Origin of the sequence: Streptomyces sp. NPDC060027 (assembly GCF_042737005.1) — a bacterium.
Taxonomy (GTDB): Bacteria; Actinomycetota; Actinomycetes; order Streptomycetales; family Streptomycetaceae; genus Streptomyces.
The window spans coordinates 105,516-122,892 of the sequence record NZ_JBHWVI010000001.1 but is presented as its reverse complement, the minus strand read 5'-3'; the positions used below and the strand labels follow the sequence as shown (position 1 = coordinate 122,892).

At 70.7% G+C, this 17,377-nt stretch carries 16 protein-coding genes and 1 riboswitch; of the genes, 13 read left to right on the top strand and 3 right to left on the bottom strand.

What is annotated here, in order from left to right:
- Window positions 1-307: 307 nt before the first annotated feature.
- On the bottom strand, window positions 308-997 hold the full coding sequence (locus ACFWBT_RS00475; RefSeq protein ID WP_385693977.1) for a cell envelope biogenesis protein OmpA: 690 nt from the start codon (window positions 995-997) through the stop codon (window positions 308-310).
- Between the two features lie 299 nt (window positions 998-1,296).
- Window positions 1,297-1,442, bottom strand: a riboswitch (SAM riboswitch).
- Window positions 1,443-1,903: 461 nt separating this feature from the next.
- Here ACFWBT_RS00475 and ACFWBT_RS00470 point away from each other — a divergent pair.
- The 12 genes from ACFWBT_RS00470 (at window position 1,904) to ACFWBT_RS00415 (ending at window position 13,758) form a co-directional block, all read left to right on the top strand.
- The gene (locus ACFWBT_RS00470) at window positions 1,904-2,908 is read left to right on the top strand and encodes an amino acid ABC transporter permease (RefSeq protein WP_385693974.1); all 1,005 of its coding nucleotides are present in this window, start codon (window positions 1,904-1,906) and stop codon (window positions 2,906-2,908) included.
- Window positions 2,905-3,771 carry an amino acid ABC transporter ATP-binding protein gene (locus ACFWBT_RS00465; protein ID WP_385693971.1) on the top strand — a complete coding sequence of 289 codons (867 nt, stop codon included), beginning with the start codon at window positions 2,905-2,907 and terminating at the stop codon, window positions 3,769-3,771. Before ACFWBT_RS00470 ends, ACFWBT_RS00465 begins: the two co-directional genes overlap by 4 nt.
- Window positions 3,772-3,973: 202 nt before the next feature.
- Window positions 3,974-4,999: an ABC transporter substrate-binding protein gene (locus ACFWBT_RS00460; RefSeq protein WP_385693968.1), complete on the top strand. Its 1,026-nt coding sequence runs from the start codon at window positions 3,974-3,976 to the stop codon at window positions 4,997-4,999.
- An 89-nt stretch (window positions 5,000-5,088) separates the two neighbouring features.
- Window positions 5,089-5,862 carry a GNAT family N-acetyltransferase gene (locus tag ACFWBT_RS00455; RefSeq protein ID WP_385693965.1) on the top strand — a complete coding sequence of 258 codons (774 nt, stop codon included), beginning with the start codon at window positions 5,089-5,091 and terminating at the stop codon, window positions 5,860-5,862.
- A gap of 110 nt (window positions 5,863-5,972) precedes the next feature.
- The gene (locus ACFWBT_RS00450; protein WP_323180603.1) at window positions 5,973-6,089 is read left to right on the top strand and encodes a putative leader peptide; all 117 of its coding nucleotides are present in this window, start codon (window positions 5,973-5,975) and stop codon (window positions 6,087-6,089) included.
- Window positions 6,090-6,161: 72 nt separating this feature from the next.
- Window positions 6,162-7,403 (top strand): LLM class flavin-dependent oxidoreductase, encoded by a 1,242-nt coding sequence (locus ACFWBT_RS00445; protein WP_385693962.1) that lies wholly within the window; start codon window positions 6,162-6,164, stop codon window positions 7,401-7,403.
- A 19-nt stretch (window positions 7,404-7,422) separates the two neighbouring features.
- Window positions 7,423-8,799: an NtaA/DmoA family FMN-dependent monooxygenase gene (locus ACFWBT_RS00440; RefSeq protein WP_385693959.1), complete on the top strand. Its 1,377-nt coding sequence runs from the start codon at window positions 7,423-7,425 to the stop codon at window positions 8,797-8,799.
- Window positions 8,796-9,905, top strand: a complete 1,110-nt coding sequence (locus ACFWBT_RS00435) for an LLM class flavin-dependent oxidoreductase (RefSeq protein WP_385693956.1) — start codon at window positions 8,796-8,798, stop codon at window positions 9,903-9,905. Before ACFWBT_RS00440 ends, ACFWBT_RS00435 begins: the two co-directional genes overlap by 4 nt.
- 14 nt (window positions 9,906-9,919) lie before the next feature.
- A complete protein-coding gene (locus ACFWBT_RS00430) occupies window positions 9,920-11,047 on the top strand; it encodes an LLM class flavin-dependent oxidoreductase (protein WP_385693954.1) in 1,128 nt (375 codons plus the stop codon).
- Window positions 11,048-11,264: 217 nt separating this feature from the next.
- Window positions 11,265-11,768, top strand: coding sequence for a hypothetical protein (locus ACFWBT_RS00425; RefSeq protein ID WP_385693952.1), 504 nt, complete (start codon window positions 11,265-11,267; stop codon window positions 11,766-11,768).
- 107 nt (window positions 11,769-11,875) lie between these two features.
- Entirely contained in the window at window positions 11,876-12,781 is a 906-nt protein-coding gene (locus ACFWBT_RS00420) for a hypothetical protein (protein WP_385693949.1), read from the top strand.
- Window positions 12,782-13,065: 284 nt separating this feature from the next.
- Window positions 13,066-13,758 (top strand): hypothetical protein, encoded by a 693-nt coding sequence (locus ACFWBT_RS00415; protein WP_385693947.1) that lies wholly within the window; start codon window positions 13,066-13,068, stop codon window positions 13,756-13,758.
- Window positions 13,759-13,824: 66 nt separating this feature from the next.
- On the opposite strand, the gene ACFWBT_RS00410 is transcribed toward ACFWBT_RS00415, so the two are convergent.
- Window positions 13,825-14,529 (bottom strand): TetR/AcrR family transcriptional regulator C-terminal domain-containing protein, encoded by a 705-nt coding sequence (locus tag ACFWBT_RS00410; RefSeq protein ID WP_385693944.1) that lies wholly within the window; start codon window positions 14,527-14,529, stop codon window positions 13,825-13,827.
- A gap of 56 nt (window positions 14,530-14,585) precedes the next feature.
- Between ACFWBT_RS00410 and ACFWBT_RS00405 the strand changes: the two genes are divergently transcribed.
- Window positions 14,586-16,166, top strand: a complete 1,581-nt coding sequence (locus tag ACFWBT_RS00405; protein ID WP_385693941.1) for an FAD-dependent monooxygenase — start codon at window positions 14,586-14,588, stop codon at window positions 16,164-16,166.
- A 296-nt stretch (window positions 16,167-16,462) separates the two neighbouring features.
- Here the strand turns inward: ACFWBT_RS00405 and ACFWBT_RS00400 are convergent, their stop codons facing one another.
- On the bottom strand, window positions 16,463-17,254 hold the full coding sequence (locus tag ACFWBT_RS00400) for a VOC family protein (RefSeq protein ID WP_385693938.1): 792 nt from the start codon (window positions 17,252-17,254) through the stop codon (window positions 16,463-16,465).
- Window positions 17,255-17,377 lie beyond the last annotated feature (123 nt).

Genomic DNA, 17,377 nt, shown 5'->3' with positions numbered 1-17,377 from the left:
CTGGGTGTCGCTCTCCTACGCTCATAGACTGCGCCGAACGTCGACGGACCGCATGTGCGCGGGCGCGGCAGACCGGTGAAATCCCGGTGGACCGTCCCGGCCGCCTCCGGGACTTCAGGACCTGTCCTGGGCGCGGGGCTGGACACCCTTGACCAGGGCCGGGAGCGGACCTCGGCCCTGAAGGGCGTGCGCATCGTACTGATCCCAGGCGGCTGAACGGACCGGACGCCGGGCCGGCGTCCGGTTCTCCGAGCAGCCGTCTGTGTGAGCACCCCGCTCACCCGTTCGGGTGGGCGCTACGGGCTCCTCACCGCCGCCCGGCGGTACCTCCGCTCCGGAAGGCGGGGTGGTCGCCGAGGCGGCGTACGTAGTCCTGGAGCTGGGGGAATGAGCGCAGGGCGCCGTCCGGGCCCAGTCGGGTGAGGGCCACCCACACGTCCACGTCCCCCGCCGTCAGCGTCTCGCCCAGGACATAGGGCCGTACGGCGAGTTGACAGTCCAACAACTCCAGCGCCGCGGAGAGCTCCGAGGGCTGGGCGGTAGGCGTGACATCGCGGTCCAGCAGGTCGCGGAGCGCCTCGATGTCCGCGGCGAGGGCCGGGGGACGCAGCGTCGAGGGGCACCCCGCGCCGTGACCGGAGAGCAGCCCCGCGAGATCGCGGAGGATGTCGGGGGTGTGGTTGCTGACGATGCGTCCGCTCCACCGGTCGCACAGCGCGGGCGCCGTCAGCGGTCCGTCGTAGTGGTGCTCGGTGGACTCGTAGGCGCGGCGCAGCGAGGCGAAGGCGTCAGGTGTCCCGGCGGGATGCGTCAGGACCGTCGTGGCGACGGAGTCCTTCAGGCCCAGCAGGTCGAGGGTGATCGCGATGCGCAGCGAGAGCGGACAACTCTCCGACAGATACAGCTCGTAGCGGTGCGGTGCCGGGTAGAAGCCGCCGGCCAGGCCGACACCGATCCGGCTGTCGACGCGGTGGGGGAGGGCAGAGGGCGTCGCCACCTTGAGACGAAGCTCAGAGGGGAACGAAACCTGGTCACAGGGACGTGAGTTGGCCGTGCTGGAAGTGCGCGAAGCTGTCTCAGGCATGACTCTCCCTTGGGGAACGAGGAAGCCACCGCCGCCTTGTGGGCACCAGCGGCCGAATGCGGAACGACTGCGCTCGTCGCACCGGTCCGGATCGAACGGACCGGCTGCGGATCAGTAAGCGCTGGAGACACGCAACAGATCGATGTGCAGGCGCCTCGTCAAGCCGTTCCTGGGCATTCTCACCGGTCCCACTCCAGGGCTCGCGAGACGCGAGACCACGCTTGCCCCGCCGCACCGGCGGGACCCGGTCGTCACCCGGGGCACCCCGTCGCGGTGGAAGGGTTGCCTGTCAGCGAGCCGGGGCCGATGACCACAGGTGCGGGACGAACCCGCACCGTGGGCGCTGACAATCGTGACCGTCCATGCCAGTCTCGGTGCGCCCTGTGGCGCCGTCAAGAACGCCGGGCACGCGGTCTCACCTGGTGGTCACCCGCATTGACATTCTTTTCGGGGCGGGCCTAACGTGCGGCCCACAACGGGATGCCCCAGGGCCGGAGAGACGATGGTGACGGCGATGAACGCAGCTGACGGGACGGCCGCATGGCGGCGCCTCGGTCGCGTCGTGCTGTGCGCCGACCGCTCCGTCGACCTGCTTCGCGTCAACAGCGCGCTGTGTACGGACACGTGTCGCACCCTCTGCCAAGGCTGACGGCCCCTCTTCCGAATCGCTGACGACCACCGCTGTAGCGGTGTGCCCCTTCTCCGTCCAGCCCCCGTGCCATGTGCGCCCGTGCCCTCGTTTCGTGCCGAGCCGTTACGGCTCCGCGTCACGCTGCCGCTCGCCGTGGTCCGGGGTGTCCGAATCCGCTGGAGCTCTCCATGAGTGAATCTCCGGGCCTTGCTGTGTCCTCCGGATCAGCGCCGCCCGCCCAGGCCATCCCCCGTCCCGACGTCCCCGCCGCGCCCAAGACCCCGGCCGCTCAACGGGTCCTGCCCCTCCGGCGTCCCGGCCGCTGGATCATCACGGCCGTCGTGCTCGTGCTGGTCGCCCAGATCACCCACGGCCTGGTGACCAACCCCTTCTACCAGTGGGACCGTTTCCAGTACTGGTTCCTGCGCCCGACGATCCTCGACGGTCTGCTCATCACCCTCGAAGTCGCCGTCTACAGCGCGGTGTTGGGATTGCTCGGCGGGATCCTGCTCGCGTTGGCCCGGCTCTCCCCGAGCCCGGTGCTGCGCGCGGTGAGCTGGGTCTACACCTGGCTGTTCCGCTCGGTACCGCTCATCGTCGTCCTGCTGTTCCTCTACAACTTCAGCGCGCTGTACCAGACGTTGAGCGTCGGGGTGCCGTTCGGTCCGGCCTTCTTCACCTTCGACGAGTCCCGTCTGGCCACCGACATGGCCGTCGCCGTCGTCGGACTGAGCCTGAACGAAGCGGCGTACGCCTCCGAAGTGGTGCGCGGAGGCATCCTCTCCGTCGACCAGGGCCAGCACGAGGCGGCCTCCGCCCTGGGACTGCCGAAGCGGTACCAGTTCGCGAAGATCGTCTTCCCGCAGGCGCTGCGCTCCATCACCCCTAACTACGTCAACCAGTTGATCGGCCTGATCAAGGGCACCTCGCTGGTCTTCTACGTCTCCCTGCTGGACCTGTTCGGCTCCGTGCAGAGCATGGGCAGCACCTACCCCGGCGACATCGTGCCGCTGCTCCTGGTCGCCACCGCCTGGTACCTGATCCTGACGAGCGTCGTGTCCGTCATCCAGTTCTACGTCGAGCGGCACTACTCGCGGGGCGCGTTGCGCACCCTGCCGCCGACCCCGTTGCAGAAGGTACGGAACGGTCTGCGCGACGTGCGGGCCCGGATCCGGAGGGAGACGGCGATATGACCGACGAAGCGCGTCAGACGACAGTCAAGACCAGGACGGCTCCGGAGGACCAGGCACCGGAGACGGCTCCGTCGGCCGAGATCATCGGAGCGCTCGAGATCCAGCCGGCCGCGGTGGAGGTGCACGACGTGCACAAGTGGTACGGCACCCACCAGGTCCTGGACGGTGTGGAGTTGACCGTCCGGCCCGGAGAGGTCACGGTCATCCTCGGGCCGTCCGGATCCGGCAAGTCCACTCTCCTGAGGGTGATCAACCATCTGGAGAAGCCTGAGATCGGCCATGTCAGCCTGAACGGCGAGCTCATCGGCGTCCGCAGGCACGGTGAGCGACTGAGGGAACTGAGCGAGCGGGTCATCCTGGGGCAGCGCAGTCGCATCGGCTTCGTCTTCCAGAACTTCAACCTCTTCCCGCACCTCACCGTGCTGGACAACGTGGCCGCGGCTCCGGTGGCCACCGGGAAACTGTCCAAGCCCGAGGCCCAGGAACTGGCCCGCGATCTGCTGGCCCGCGTGGGGCTGGCGGACAAGACCAGTTCCTACCCACGGCAGTTGTCGGGCGGACAGCAGCAGCGCGTGGCCATCGCCCGCGCCCTCGCCCTGCGGCCGGGGGTCATCCTCTTCGACGAACCGACCTCGGCGCTGGACCCCGAACTGGTCGGCGAGGTGCTCGCCGTCATCAAGGACCTGGCCAGAAGCGGCACCACCCTCGTCATCGTCACCCACGAGATCGGCTTCGCCCGCGAGATCGCCGACCGGGTCGTCTTCATGGACGGCGGCCGCATCGTCGAACAGGGCCCACCCGCACAGGTGTTGGACCACCCGCAGCAGGAGCGCACCAGGGACTTCCTGAGCAAGGTCCTCTGACCCACGCGCCGAAGGGCGGACAGCGAGGCCCGTCAGCACCAGCCTCCGAAGGAAGCCGCCGGCGGCGAACGAGGACGCATCGCTCAGCACGGACCTCCGAACTCGCCGGCCACCGTGCGCCTTGACGCACGGCCAACCGATTTCGCGGCCCGCCGGGACCGCGCCCCCACACCCTCACCGCACACACCCGACAAGGACAGCCATGCGCACCCTCCCCCTGAACAGCAGAATTCTTCGCGGCGTCACCGCCACCGCGGCCGTCGCCTCCCTCGCCGCCGGGCTCGCCGCATGCGGGGGTGACAGCGACGCCGCCACCCGGACCGAGGGCGCCTCGGCCGGATCGGTCACGGTCGGCGCGCTCTCCAACGGCGCTGCCCAGAAGACCGAGTTGAAGGTGTCCGAGGTGAAGTCGATCAGCGCCGAGCTGCCCAAGTCCGTCGCCAAGAGCGGCACGCTGCGGATCGGCGTCGGCGCCCTGCCCGCGGGATTCGCGCCGCTGGCGTACGTGGGCGGGGACCAGAAGACACTCACCGGCGCCGAACCCGACCTCGGCCGGCTGGTGGCCGCGGTCCTCGGGCTGAAGCCGGAGGTGAAGAACTCGACCTGGGAGAACCTGTTCGTCGGCATCGACAGCGGCAAGGTCGACGTCGCCTTCTCCAACGTCACCGACACCGAGGAGCGCAAGAAGAAGTACGAGTTCGCGTCCTACCGCCAGGACAACCTCGGCTTCGAGGTGCGCAAGAAGAGCACCTGGAACTTCGACGACGACTACCGGAACCTGGCCGGCAAGACCGTCGCGGTGAGCGCCGGCACCAACCAGGAGAAGATCCTCCTGGAGTGGAAGTCCAAGCTCGCCAAGGAGGGCGAGAAGCTCAACGTCAAGTACTACCAGGACAACAACGCCACCGCCCTGGCGCTGTCCAGTGGAAAGATCGACGTCTCCTTCGGCCCGAACCCCGGTATCGCCTATCACGTCACCCAGACCGCCAAGACCCCGAACCCGACGCGCAACGCGGGCACGTTCTCCGGGGCGGGTGAGACGCTCCAGGGTCTGATCGCGGCCACCGCGAAGAAGGACAGCAGGCTCGCCGAGCCGCTCGCCGACGCGATCAACTACCTGATCAAGAACGGTCAGTACGGCAAGTGGCTGGCCGCCTGGAACCTCTCCAACGAGGCCGTCGACACCTCCCAGGTCAACCCGCCCGGCCTGCCGCTCGACAACTCCTGAACCACCGTCCACCTCAAGGGGCTCCGCCGCGCCGCGGCGGAGCCCCGGGCGCGGCCGGCCGCGTTCCAGATACGGAGAACCGCACTGCCATGTCCACCAGCGTCCACCCCGCCCCCTCTCCGATCCCGACCGCACCCCACATCCTGGACAACGCGGCCTGGGCCGCGCTGACCGGTCCGCACGCCCACCTCGCCGAGCGCGTCGGCCGGGCCGCCCGCTATCCCGTGGACGTGTCCCCGTTCGCGGCTCTCGACGACCCCGCCGACCCCCGTTCATGGGACGACCTGGCCGAACTCGTCGGTCCGGGCGCGGTCACACCGGTCACCGCGGTCCAGACCATCCCCGACGGCTGGACGACCGAACAGAGCGGCTACGGCGTCCAGTTGATCGCCACCGCGCTGGACACCGAGCCCGCGCCCGAAGCGGTGCGGCTCGGTCTCGCCGACGTGCCCGAGATCCTCGACCTGATCGCCCTCACCCGGCCGGGCCCCTTCCTGCCCCGCACCGTCGAACTCGGTACCTACCTGGGCATCCGGGAGGGCGGCCGGCTGATCGCGCTGGCCGGTGAACGGCTCCGCCCGCCGGGCTGGACCGAGATCAGCGCGGTGTGCACCCACCCCGACCACCGAGGCCGAGGCCTGGCCACACGCCTGGTCCGCGCGGTCGCGGCGGGCATAAGGGAACGCGGGGACATCCCCTTCCTCCACGCCGCCGCCGACAACACGAACGCGATCCGGCTCTACGAGTCGATCGGATTCACCCTGCGCCGCCGCACGAGGTTCGTGCTCGTCCGCACCCCTGGCGGACAACAGGCCGCGCGAGCCGGGCAAGAAGGAGCCGGGCCGCAGGAAGAAAAGGCATAGCCGTGCGGTTGTCTCTGTTCAGGACCGCGTGGCGCCCCGTCGGGGAGCCACGAAGGCCGGGCGGACGACGGACCCCGGAGCGCCGGACCGAAGGAGCGGAGGTGAGGCGCATGCGTCGCGTGTCCCGCCGCCGCGTGCCGAAGCCCGCCTCGCCCCGCCGCCTTTACCTGTACACCCGGCCGCACATCGATCTGCTGCGGGTCGCCGGCGCGCTCTGTCGCTCCTGACCTGTTGCCCTCGCAGCCGCGCCCGCTCGCCGGGGCGGGCTTTCTCGTACGGTCGATCAGGAAGGCACCTCCGTGTCCTCGTCACCCACACCTCTGCACCTCGCCGTCGCCCTGGACGGCGCCGGATGGCACCCGGCCGCCTGGCGCGAGCCGGTGTCCCGCCCCCGCGAACTGCTGACCGCGGCCTACTGGACCGACCTGGTCACCGAGGCCGAGCACGGACTGCTCGACTTCGTCACCATCGAGGACGCGCTCGGCCTCCAGTCCTCGTCGCCCACCGAACCGGACGGCCGTACCGACCAGGTCCGCGGCCGCCTCGACGCCGTCCTCATCGCCGCGCGCATCGCGCCACGGACCCGTCACATAGGCGTGGTACCGACCGTGGTGGCCACACACACGGAGCCGTTCCACCTGTCCAAGGCGATCGCCACCCTCGACTATGTGAGCACCGGCCGCGCGGGCCTGCGCGTACAGATCACGGCACGCCAGAACGAGGCCGCGCACTTCGGACGCCGCACGTTCCCGCCGTTCCGCTTCGAGGACTACGACACTCCCGCGGTACAAGAAGTCGTGACCGACGTCTTCGACGAAGCCGCCGACTACGTCGAGGTCGTGCGCCGGCTCTGGGACAGCTGGGAGGACGACGCGGAGATCCGGGACATCGCCACCGGCCGCTTCGTCGACCGCGAGAAGCTGCACTACATCGACTTCGAGGGCAGGCACTTCAGCGTCAAGGGCCCCTCGATCACCCCCCGGCCGCCCCAGGGCCAGCCGGTCGTCACCGCCCTGGCTCACGCGACGGTCCCGTACCGGCTGGTGGCCAGGTCCGCCGACATCGGCTACGTCACTCCGCACGACGCACGCCAGGCCCGTGCCATCGTCGACGAGATCCGCGCCGAGCAGAGCGGGGCCGGCCGGGCGGACGACACCGTGCATGTCTTCGGCGACCTCGTGGTCTTCCTGGACGACGAGCCCGGAGCCGCCGAGGCCCGCCGGGAGCGACTGGACGCACTGGCGGGCGAGCCGTACACCAGCGACGCCCGCATCTTCGCCGGGACACCCTCCCAGCTCGCCGACCTCCTCCAGGAGCTGGCAGCCGAGGGGCTCTCCGGCTTCCGCCTGCGACCCGCCGTCGTGGGACACGACCTCCCCGCGATCACCCGCGGCCTCGTGCCCGAACTTCAGCGCCGGGGCGTCTTCCGGCACGCCTACGAGGCCGACACCCTGCGCGGGCTGCTCGGGCTCGCCCGCCCCGCGAACCGCTACTCCCCCAAGCTCTCCGAGCAGGGGGCACCCTCTGCCACGACCGCCTGAGCCGGAAGGACCCCCGACCATGAGCAAACCGCTCAAGCAGATCCACCTCGCGGCGCACTTCCCCGGTGTCAACAACACCACCGTGTGGAGCGACCCCGACGCCGGCAGCCACATCGAGTTCAGCTCCTTCGCGCACTTCGCGCGGACCGCCGAGCGCGCCAAGTTCGACTTCCTCTTCCTGGCCGAAGGCCTGCGCCTGCGCGAACAGGGGGGAAGGATCTATGACTTGGACGTCGTGGGACGCCCGGACACCTTCACCATCCTCACCGCGCTGGCCGCCGTCACCGAGCACCTCGGCCTGACCGGCACCATCAACTCCACCTTCAACGAGCCCTACGAGGTGGCCCGCCAGTTCGCCAGCCTCGATCACCTCTCCGGCGGACGCGCCGCCTGGAACGTCGTCACCTCCTGGGACGCCTTCACCGGCGAGAACTTCCGCCGCGGCGGCTTCCTGCCCCAGGAGGAGCGCTACTCCCGGGCCAAGGAGTTCCTGACCACGGCGAACGAACTCTTCGACTCCTGGCGCGGGGACGAGATCGTCGCGGACCAGGAGACCGGCACCTTCCTGAACGACGCCAAGGCCGGAGCCTTCGTCCACCAGGGACAACACTTCGACATCGAGGGCCAGTTCAACGTCCCGCGGTCCCCGCAGGGCCGCCCGGTGATCTTCCAGGCCGGCGACTCCGAGGAAGGCCGCGAGTTCGCCGCCGCCGGCGCCGACGCCATCTTCAGCCGGTACGCCACCCTCAAGGAGGGCCAGGCCTTCTACACCGACGTCAAGAGCCGCCTCGCCCGGTACGGCCGCCGCCACGACCAGCTGCTGATCCTGCCCGCCGCGACCTTCGTACTCGGCGACACCGAAGCCGAGGCCGAGGAGCGCGCCCGTGAGGTGCGGCGCGCCCAGGTCAGCGGCGCCACCGCCCTCAAGCACCTGGAGTTCGTCTGGAACCGCGACCTGTCCGGCTACGACCCGGACGGCCCCCTGCCGGACATCGACCCGGACCTCGGTGAGCACACCATCGCCCGCGGCCGCGCCCAGGTCAGGATGTACCGCGACCCGCTGGCCACCGCCCGCGAGTGGCGGGAGCGGGCGGCCGCCAACAACTGGTCCATCCGCGACCTCGTCATCGAGACCGGCAACCGGCAGGCCTTCGTCGGCACCCCCGCCACCGTCGCCGAGACCATCAACGACTTCGTCCAGGCCGACGCCTCGGACGGCTTCATCCTCGTCCCGCACATCACACCGGGCGGTCTGGACTCCTTCGCGGACACGGTCGTCCCGCTCCTCCAGGAACGCGGCATCTACCGCACCGACTACGAGGGCAGCACCCTGCGCGACCACCTGGGCCTGGCCCACCCCGACGCCGGGGCGGCGGCCGACCGGGTGGCGTCATGAAGTTCCTGGCGATCACCCTGATCGTGCACGCCCCCCACCCGGTCACCGGAATCCAGAAACCGACCAACGACCGCTTCCGCGAGGTGATCGACAACGCGCTGCTCGCCGAGGAACTGGGCTTCGACGGCTTCGGGGTGGGCGAGCGGCACGAGCGCCCGTTCATCTCGTCCTCGCCACCCGTCGTCCTCAGTCACCTCGCGGCGCTCACCTCGCGCATCCGCCTGTTCACCGCCGTCACCACGCTCAGCCTGCTCGACCCGGTACGCGCCTACGAGGACTACGCGACCCTGGACCATCTGTCCGGAGGACGGCTGGAGTTGATCGTGGGGAAGGGGAACGGGTCCGCCCAGCGGGACCTGTTCCAGGTCACCACCGAGGACCAGTGGGACCGCAACGCCGAGAGCTACGACGTGTTCCGCCAGATCTGGCGGCAGGACAAGGTGACCGCCGCGACCCGCTTCCGTCCGGAACTCAACGAGGCGGAGGTGTGGCCCCGGCCCCTCCAGCAACCCATCCGGATCTGGCACGGCAGCGCGACCAGCAAGGAGTCGGTCGATCTCGCCGCCCGCCACGGCGACCCGCTCTTCTCCGCCAACGTCACCAACCCCATAGAGCCGTACGCCGAGTTGATCCGGTACTACCGTGAGCGCTGGGAGCACTACGGCCACGATCCGGCGGACATCGCGGTGGGCGCCGGGACGGCGGGCGTCTATGTGGCCCGGACCACCCAAGAGGCCCTCACCGCCTACCGGCCGGTCTTCGAGGGAAACCTGGCGTTCCAGAAGCGACTCGGCCTCGAACCGGTGTTCAGCACGCTGGAGGACTTCGTCGAGCGCAGCTCGGCGCTGATCGGAAGCCCCCAGCAGATCATCGACAAGGTGCACCGCTACCACGAGCAGTTCGGGCACACCGTGCTCCATCTGCAGGCCGACGCGGCGGGCCTGACAGAGCGTCAGCACCGCGACTCGCTGGAGCTCTTCCACTCCGCCGTCGCGCCGGTGCTGCGCCGCGAGATCCCCGATCCGCCGTTCCCGTGGGGACCGGTCTTCGCGCAGTCCACACCCGCACCCGCATCCTCGCGCGTGCCCGAACCCGCCGACCGCTGAGGAGCCTTCCGTACATGTCCGACATCCCTCTCGGCGTCCTCGACCTGGTCCCGATATCGTCCGGCTCCACCGCCGCCGAAGCGCTGCGCAACTCCATCGAGCTGGCCTGGCGCGCCGAGCGCCTCGGGTACACCCGGTACTGGTTCGCCGAACACCATCTCAACCCGGGCGTGGCCGGAACCTCGCCCGCGGTACTCCTCGCCCTGACAGCCTCTGCGACCTCGACCATCCGGCTCGGCTCCGGAGCCGTACAACTCGGCCACCGCACCGCCCTGTCCACGGTCGAGGAGTTCGGCCTGATCGACGCGCTGCACCCCGGGCGCCTCGACCTGGGCCTCGGACGCTCCGGCGGCCGACCGTCCGGTGGGCCCTCCGCCCCGCCGGCGACCGCGACCCCGGTGGTCGACGGCCGCGCCCCGAACGGCCTCCGCATTCCGCCCCGCTTCTCCTTCGAGCACCTTCTCGGCTCACCGCGGGTCGCCCTGCAACGCACCCTCCTCCAGCAGCCGAACGCCGAGTCGCAGGACTACGGCGAGCAGATCGACGACATCCTCGCGCTGCTCGCGGGCACCTACCGTTCCGCCGACGGCGTCGAGGCGCGGGCCGTCCCGGGCGAGGGCGCGGACCTGGAACTCTGGATCCTGGGCAGCAGCGGCGGACAGAGCGCGGAGGTCGCCGGCCGCGGTGGACTCCGGTTCGCGGCGAACTACCACGTCAGCCCGGCCACGGTCCTGGAGGCGGTGGACGGGTACCGCGCGGCCTTCCAGCCCTCCGACGTCCTCGACAAGCCGTACGTCAGCGTGTCCGCCGACGTCGTGGTCGCCGAGGACGACGAGACCGCCCGCGAACTCGCGACGGGTTACGGCCTCTGGGTCCGCAGCATCCGTACGGCCGAGGGGGCCATCGAATTCCCCACTCCGGACGAGGCACGCGCCCACGTCTGGTCGGACGCCGACCGGACCCTGGTCCGGGACCGCCTCGACACGCAGTTCGTCGGTTCCCCGGGACGGGTGGCCGACCAGTTGGCGCAGCTCCAAGAGGCCACCGGGGCGGACGAGTTGATGATCACGACGATCACCCACAGGCACGCGGACCGGGTGCGGTCGTACGAACTGCTGGCCAAGGAGTGGCGTAGGCGTTGAACCGGTGCCGGTGCCGGCACCGGAGTCCGAGGCGATGGCCCGGGGCTGTCCCGTCCTTCCCCGGTCTCGCGCTGGGGCCGTCCGGACCGCGCTTCCCTCGTGAGCGATGAGTTCGGGTGGCGGCTGACCGGGCGCGCGTGACGGGGCAGAACAACCCGCGCCCAAAAGGTGCCGCTCTGTGAGCGTGAGTCTGTGCACGGTGAGGCAGGATCCCGTCATGACGACCACTGATCCTGGCTTGCTGACCGCACTGGACACGTTGACGTCGGCCGCGAAGGCCGCACCGCCCGGGACGGTGGCCGTATGGGCGGACATCTGGGCTGTCGCGGTCAGGGGGCTCGAGGCGGCGCTGGACGCGGATGTCCAGGCGTTCGCCGCCGGCGGTATGGAGCTCTCCCGGCTTCCCGCGGCTGATCAGTTCATCGGGACGGCGAGGGCTCAGGCTTCGGTGCTCGCCGACCTGGCCAGTCTGGCGACGGAGGAGGAGATCGAGGGAACGTGGGGTGTCCGCGTTCCTGCCGTGCCGGCGGCTCCCGGAGGCGGTGAGGGTTCCGGGGACGGGCAGCTCCACTGCGTGTTCCACCTCTTCCAGGCTGCTGAAGCCGTCCTCACCGACGATCACGGCGCTCCGGCGACGCGAGGGGAACTGGTCGCTGACAGCACCCACTATCTGGACCTTGCTCGCCACTACCTCGAACTGATGGCAGCCGAGACCGCGTGAGCCAGGGTTTCCGTGTCGAGGCCTGCCTGACAGGAGGGTCGGGCGATCCCGGGGACGAAGGTGCCCGGGCGTGGGGGGCGGGGCCGCCGCCGGTACGCTTGCTCGCCATGCCCACAACAGCGCGTAGATCTGTCCTCGGTGGTGCCGCTCTCGCCGTCCTCCTGGCTGTCGGCACCGGCTGTTCGTCCGACTCCGGTCAGGTCGGCGACGGTTCCAAGGTGCTGGAGGGGCTGGGGAGCCTGGCCGACGACAACGGCACGAGCCAGGTGACCTACCTCGACGCCGCCAAGGTGCGGGAGCTGAGCAAGGGTGATGAGAAGCGGTTCACCACTGTCGGTCAGCCGGGCAGCAGCCTGCTCAACGCGTACGAGCCCGGGCCGTGGGGGCAGCACCTGAAGGTGACCCAGATCGACACGGCTGTCGACACCAGGAGCGCGGGCCGCTGGGAGGGCTCGTTCGACGTCGACGCCATCACCGCGTCACTGCAGTCGAACGGCTACAAGCGGAGCGAGGACGACGGCGAACGGATCTGGGCGCATCCCGGCAGCACGGGGGCGTCGTTCCAGGTCTCGGAGGACGAGATCTCCTACTCCTCCCAGGGCGACACCCCCATGGCGGCCGTCAACCCGAAGGAGGGCGCCTCGCTGGCCGACAGGAAGGACTACCGGCGCGCAGCCGAATGTCTGGGCGACGTCTACCGCGCCGACTTCAATCCACTCACTTCCACCAAGCCGGTGCGCTTGTCCGCCCTCGGCCAGCAGGCAGCCTCCGCCGCCGAGAACATCGAGACGCTCTGCCTCGTGGTCGAGGACGAGGCGACCGCCAACCGTGTCGCGGCCAAGCTGCGTTCCGTTGTCCGCGCCGAGTCGGCGAAGTTCGACGGCGCGAAGGTGACCATCGAGAAGGGTGACCAGCCCGTGGTGCGGGCGGTCGTCCCGGACACCGCCGCACAGCGGCCGGGCCGGCTGATGATCTCCGACGTGGACCTGTGGATGGCCATCACAGGCCTCTGAGCCGCGAACTCCGGGCGCTGCGGCATCACTCGACCTGCAGCAGCGGGAGGAACACCACGGCCGCGGCCACCCGCTACGACAAGCGAGGGTTTCGCCGAATCCGCCGCTACGGAGCGGCCGGTGTGGCTCGCGGATCTTTGAGTACGCCTACTCATGTGCTCCTGTACGGCACGTGGAAATGTGTGGGGAGGAGGGGTCAAGCAGCTGGGAGGGGTGGGGAATTGGGATCGCATCGGAGACTGGGCGCCGGTGTGCTGGCGGTGGGATGCGCGTTGATGATGACCGTGGCCACCGCATGCTCCCGACCGCCCGCCGCCACTGAGCTGCGGGCCGAGGCCGTGGGAGCCGACGCACAGCGCAAGCGCGCCGCGGCGGAGGATCGTATCCGCGGGCTGCTGGCGCCGTTCAGTGACGTGGAGGGCATGCGCCCCGGATATGTGATGTTCGAGGACAGCTGCGCCGAAGCCGACGAGGGCAACCTCTTCGAGCCCGCCACGGGCCCCTTGCTGACCTGCTCGATGAGCGGGCGTGCCGTGTTCGGGGTCGAAGGTGGGGTCGCCGACGTGCTGCGGCATATCGACGCCGCGCACATCGCGCGCTGGCAGCCCAACATCAACGGACCCGGGAGTGCGTCCGGAGGATCGATGGACTACGCGCTGAGGTACCAGCGGATGCGGGGCGTGGATACCGACGGGCGACTGATGTCCGCTCCCTACCTGGAGTCGGTGGACGAAGAGGTGACGATCACCTGGGACACGGCGTCCCACGGAACCACGCCCCCTCTGCATCAAGTGGAGGGCAAGGAAGCACCCGCCTGCCCCCCGGAAGGCGTCGTGTACTCCCGGTGCGACATCACCCCCCAGCACCCTGAAGCCGTGCCGTCCCTCCGCGCCCGGTACGGAACGGTTCTCCAGGTGGACGTCCGGCCGGCTCTCTCGGCCGGAACCTACTTCGAGGTGCCGCGCCCCCCGTCCTGAGCGGTCCTCGGCGGGGTCCGTCTCGTCCTCCCCCGGAGACCGTGAGCCGCTGTCCGTACCGGCCGTTCAGCGACCCAGCCGGGCCGCGAGCCCGTCGAGCACGCAGTCCAGGCCGAACGCGAACTCCACGTCGGGGTCGAGTTCCTCGGCTTCGTGGACGCGGCGGGCGAGCATCGGGTGTTGGCCCGCCGCGAGCACCTCGGTGATGTAGGGGCCCATGCTGTGCTGCCATTCCTCCTTGCTGAGCCCGGTGCGCTGCTCCGCGCGTAGAAGGGCCTGCTGGGCGGCGACGGAACCCAGCACGTACGCGCGCACGGCGCCGAGCGCCTGCGAGGCCAGGGTGATGTCGGGCGTGAGCGCGACGGCGGCGCTCAGCGCGGACTCGGACCGCCGCAACGAGTTGGGGCCGAACGCGGGCCTCCCGGTCAGTTCGCCCGCCAACCAAGGATGCCGCAGCAGTGTCGTACGCAGCGCGTGCGCGACCGCCCCCAGATCGGCACGCCAGTCCTCGGCGGACTCGGGCAGCGGTTCCTCGCCCTGCGCCGCGTCGACCATCAGGTCCACCAGCTCGTCGCGGTTGGTGATGTACCGGTAGAGCGAGGCGGTCCCGGAACCGAGATCACCCGCGACCCGCCGCATCGACACCGCCGCCAGTCCCTCCGCGTCCGCGATGGCCATTGCGGCGGCCACGTACTGGTCCACCCCGGGCGCGCGTCGACGCGGCTCGGGGCGCGGCCGGGTCCACACCGACGAGGGAACGGATTCGGTCATCGGGGCGGGTCCTTTCCTCGTTGACCCGCATCCTACCTTCTGGCTACGGTGTAGCCATGACGGAGACAGTGTATCCAGACGTACCGGTGCTCGTGGTCGGAGGCGGCAGCGTCGGCCTGCTCACCGCGGCGCTGCTCACCCACCACGGCGTCCCCGCGGTGCTCGTCGAACGCCGGTCCGGGCCGTCGGAGCACCCACGTGCCACCGGCATCGGAGCGCGCACCGTCGAGGTCCTCCGCGAACTCGGGCTCGACACCGCCGTCGACGCCGCCGCGGTCGACCTCCGGGGCGGCGTGGGCAAGGCGGTGGCGCGGACCGTCGTCGAGATGGGCGCCGGCGACGTCGTGACCGTGCCCATGCCGACCCCGTCCGCCGACGAACTGGACGTGACGCCGTTCAGACTGCGCGGCGTCTGCGCCCAGGACCGGCTCGACGCCGTCGTGGCAGCCGACCTGGCACGCCGCGGAGCGGACCTGCGCTGGTCGACCCGCCTGGTCGGCATCGCGCAGGACCCCGACGGGGTCGACGTCGAACTGGAGGGACCCGACGGCCGCTACTCGCTGCGGTGCACGCGCGTGGTCGCCGCCGACGGCACGCACAGCACCGTGCGGACCGCGCTGGGCGTGGGCACCTCCGGACCGGGCGACCTGGGCAAGGTGATGATCAACATCCTGTTCCGCGCCGACCTCCGGCCGCACCTGCGGGGAATGTCCTTCGCCACCTGCACGATCACCACGCCGGAGGCGCCCGGCCTGCTGGCCACAGTGGACGGCGAAACCAACTGGGTCTTCCACGTCCGCTGCGACGTCGACGGCGGCGAACGCCCCGAGGACTTCACGCACGAGCGCTGCGCCGCGGCTGTCCGGCTGGCGGTCGGCGATCCCGACCTCGACGTCGAGGTGCGCAGCGTGCTCTCGTGGCGGCCCCGGAGCGCAGCGGCCGAAAGCTTCGCCGTCGGCCGCGTGTTCCTCGTGGGCGACGCCGCGCACACCGTGTCGCCCCTGGGCGCGTTCGGTCTCAACACCGGGGTCGCCGACGCGCACAACCTGGCGTGGAAGCTGGCCGCCGTCCACCACGGCGAGGCCGGTGCCGGGCTGCTCGACACCTACGCGCACGAACGTGAACCGGTCGCCGCGGCGACTCTGGACCAGGCGATGCGCAGGCTCGCCGACCCGGAGCTGCACTGGGGACGCGGACCCGAGGCCGACGCCGCCCGGGCGGCGGCGGGGGTGTGGGCGGCGCCGGTCGTGCACCTCGGCCAGAGGTACGACTCGGCCGCCGTCGTCGACCCGCGGCCGGAACTCCCGTCCACAGTGGACCTGGTGCTGGACGGGTCGCCGGGTTCACGCGTGCCCCACGCGTGGATCGACGGAGTCTCCACGCTCGACCTGGTGGCGTCCCGGTGGACCCTGCTGGTGGGCGTCGCCGGCGAGCGCTGGCTCAGCGCGGCGGCGGACGTCGGACTCCCCGCGCATCGCGTCGCGGTCCCGTGGCTGCCCGACGAAGGGGCCCTGCTCGTCCGTCCGGACGGGATCGTCGCGCTGCGCGCCACGGCGTCGGCGACGGATCCGGCGCGGTTCCTCACCGAGGTCATGGACCAGGTGCTGGCCAGGCCGGTCCCGGCACCGAGCACCTGAACGGGGGGCGGCTCGACGGAGCCGCCCCCCTTCGCGGCTGGAGCTTCAGGTCGTACGGGTCTCACTCCGACAGCGGCCGCCCCGGCCCTGTGACATCCCCGGCGTCTGGACCAGCGCCGACGGTAGCGCGACGCAGCAGGCCGAGAAGTTCCTCCACCGGCGCCGATTGCGGGACGACTGTCACGTCAACACCCGCCGGTCCAGGGGAGTCCGCCGCGACCCTCGCTCCTGTTCTCCTCACTGCCGCGCTTGTTGCGGGCCCGTTGTCGGCGCGGCGCGTCAGCCGGCACCCAGGGTCACATCTGCGGGTCGGGCTTCAGCAGTGCGAAGGCCGCGCCGAAGGGGTCCGCGATCCAGGCGATCCGGCCGACCTCCGGGATGTCCGCCGCCGGCATGAGCACGGACCCGCCGTTGGACTGTGCCGCTGTGACCGTGGCGTCGACGTCCTCCGCGTGGAAGTACGGCACCCACCGGGGCTGCTCGACCCCGCCGCCGGCGCCGTCGCCCATCGGCGCGACCCCGCCGAAGGAGGCGTCCTGCTGGTCGCCGTCCTTGGTGCTCAGCACCCGGTACGTCATGCCGGGCGCCTCCATTTCCTGGCTGCGCCAGCCGAAGAGGCCCTGGTAGAAGCCGATGTCCGCGACGGGGTCGGGGACGTGCAGCTCCGCCCAGAGCAGTGTGTTCGGGGCGGAGGCGATGCCCAGCCCGGCGGTCTTGCCGGGCTGCCAGAGCGCGAACTCGGCGCCCTGCGGGTCGGTGGCCTGTGCCAGCCAGCCCTCGCCCATGACGTCGGTGGGTTCCATCCGGACGGTGCCGCCGGCGGCCGTGACGGCCGAGACGGTGGACTGGATGTCGTCGGCCTTGAAGTGGATCATCCAGGCGGAGTCCGCCCCTTCCTCGGTGAGCGGCCCGAGGGCGGCGACGGTCTTCCCGTCGACCTGGAAGAACCCGTACCCGCCCGCCTCGGGCCCGGCGGAGACGAACCGCCAGCCGAAGACGGCGCTGTAGAACGCGGCGGCCGCCTCGGTGTCCGGGCTGCCGAGGTCGAGCCAGTTGGGCGATCCGGTACTGAAGTCTGTACCGAGCATGAGGAGTCCTCCAGGACGTCGGTCGATCGGGCTGGGGGCAACGATGCCGACCCTGCCCGGAGGGGGCCACCTGCGACCGGCGGCGGGCCACCGGCTTCACTCATGCGGAGCAACCGGCGCCCT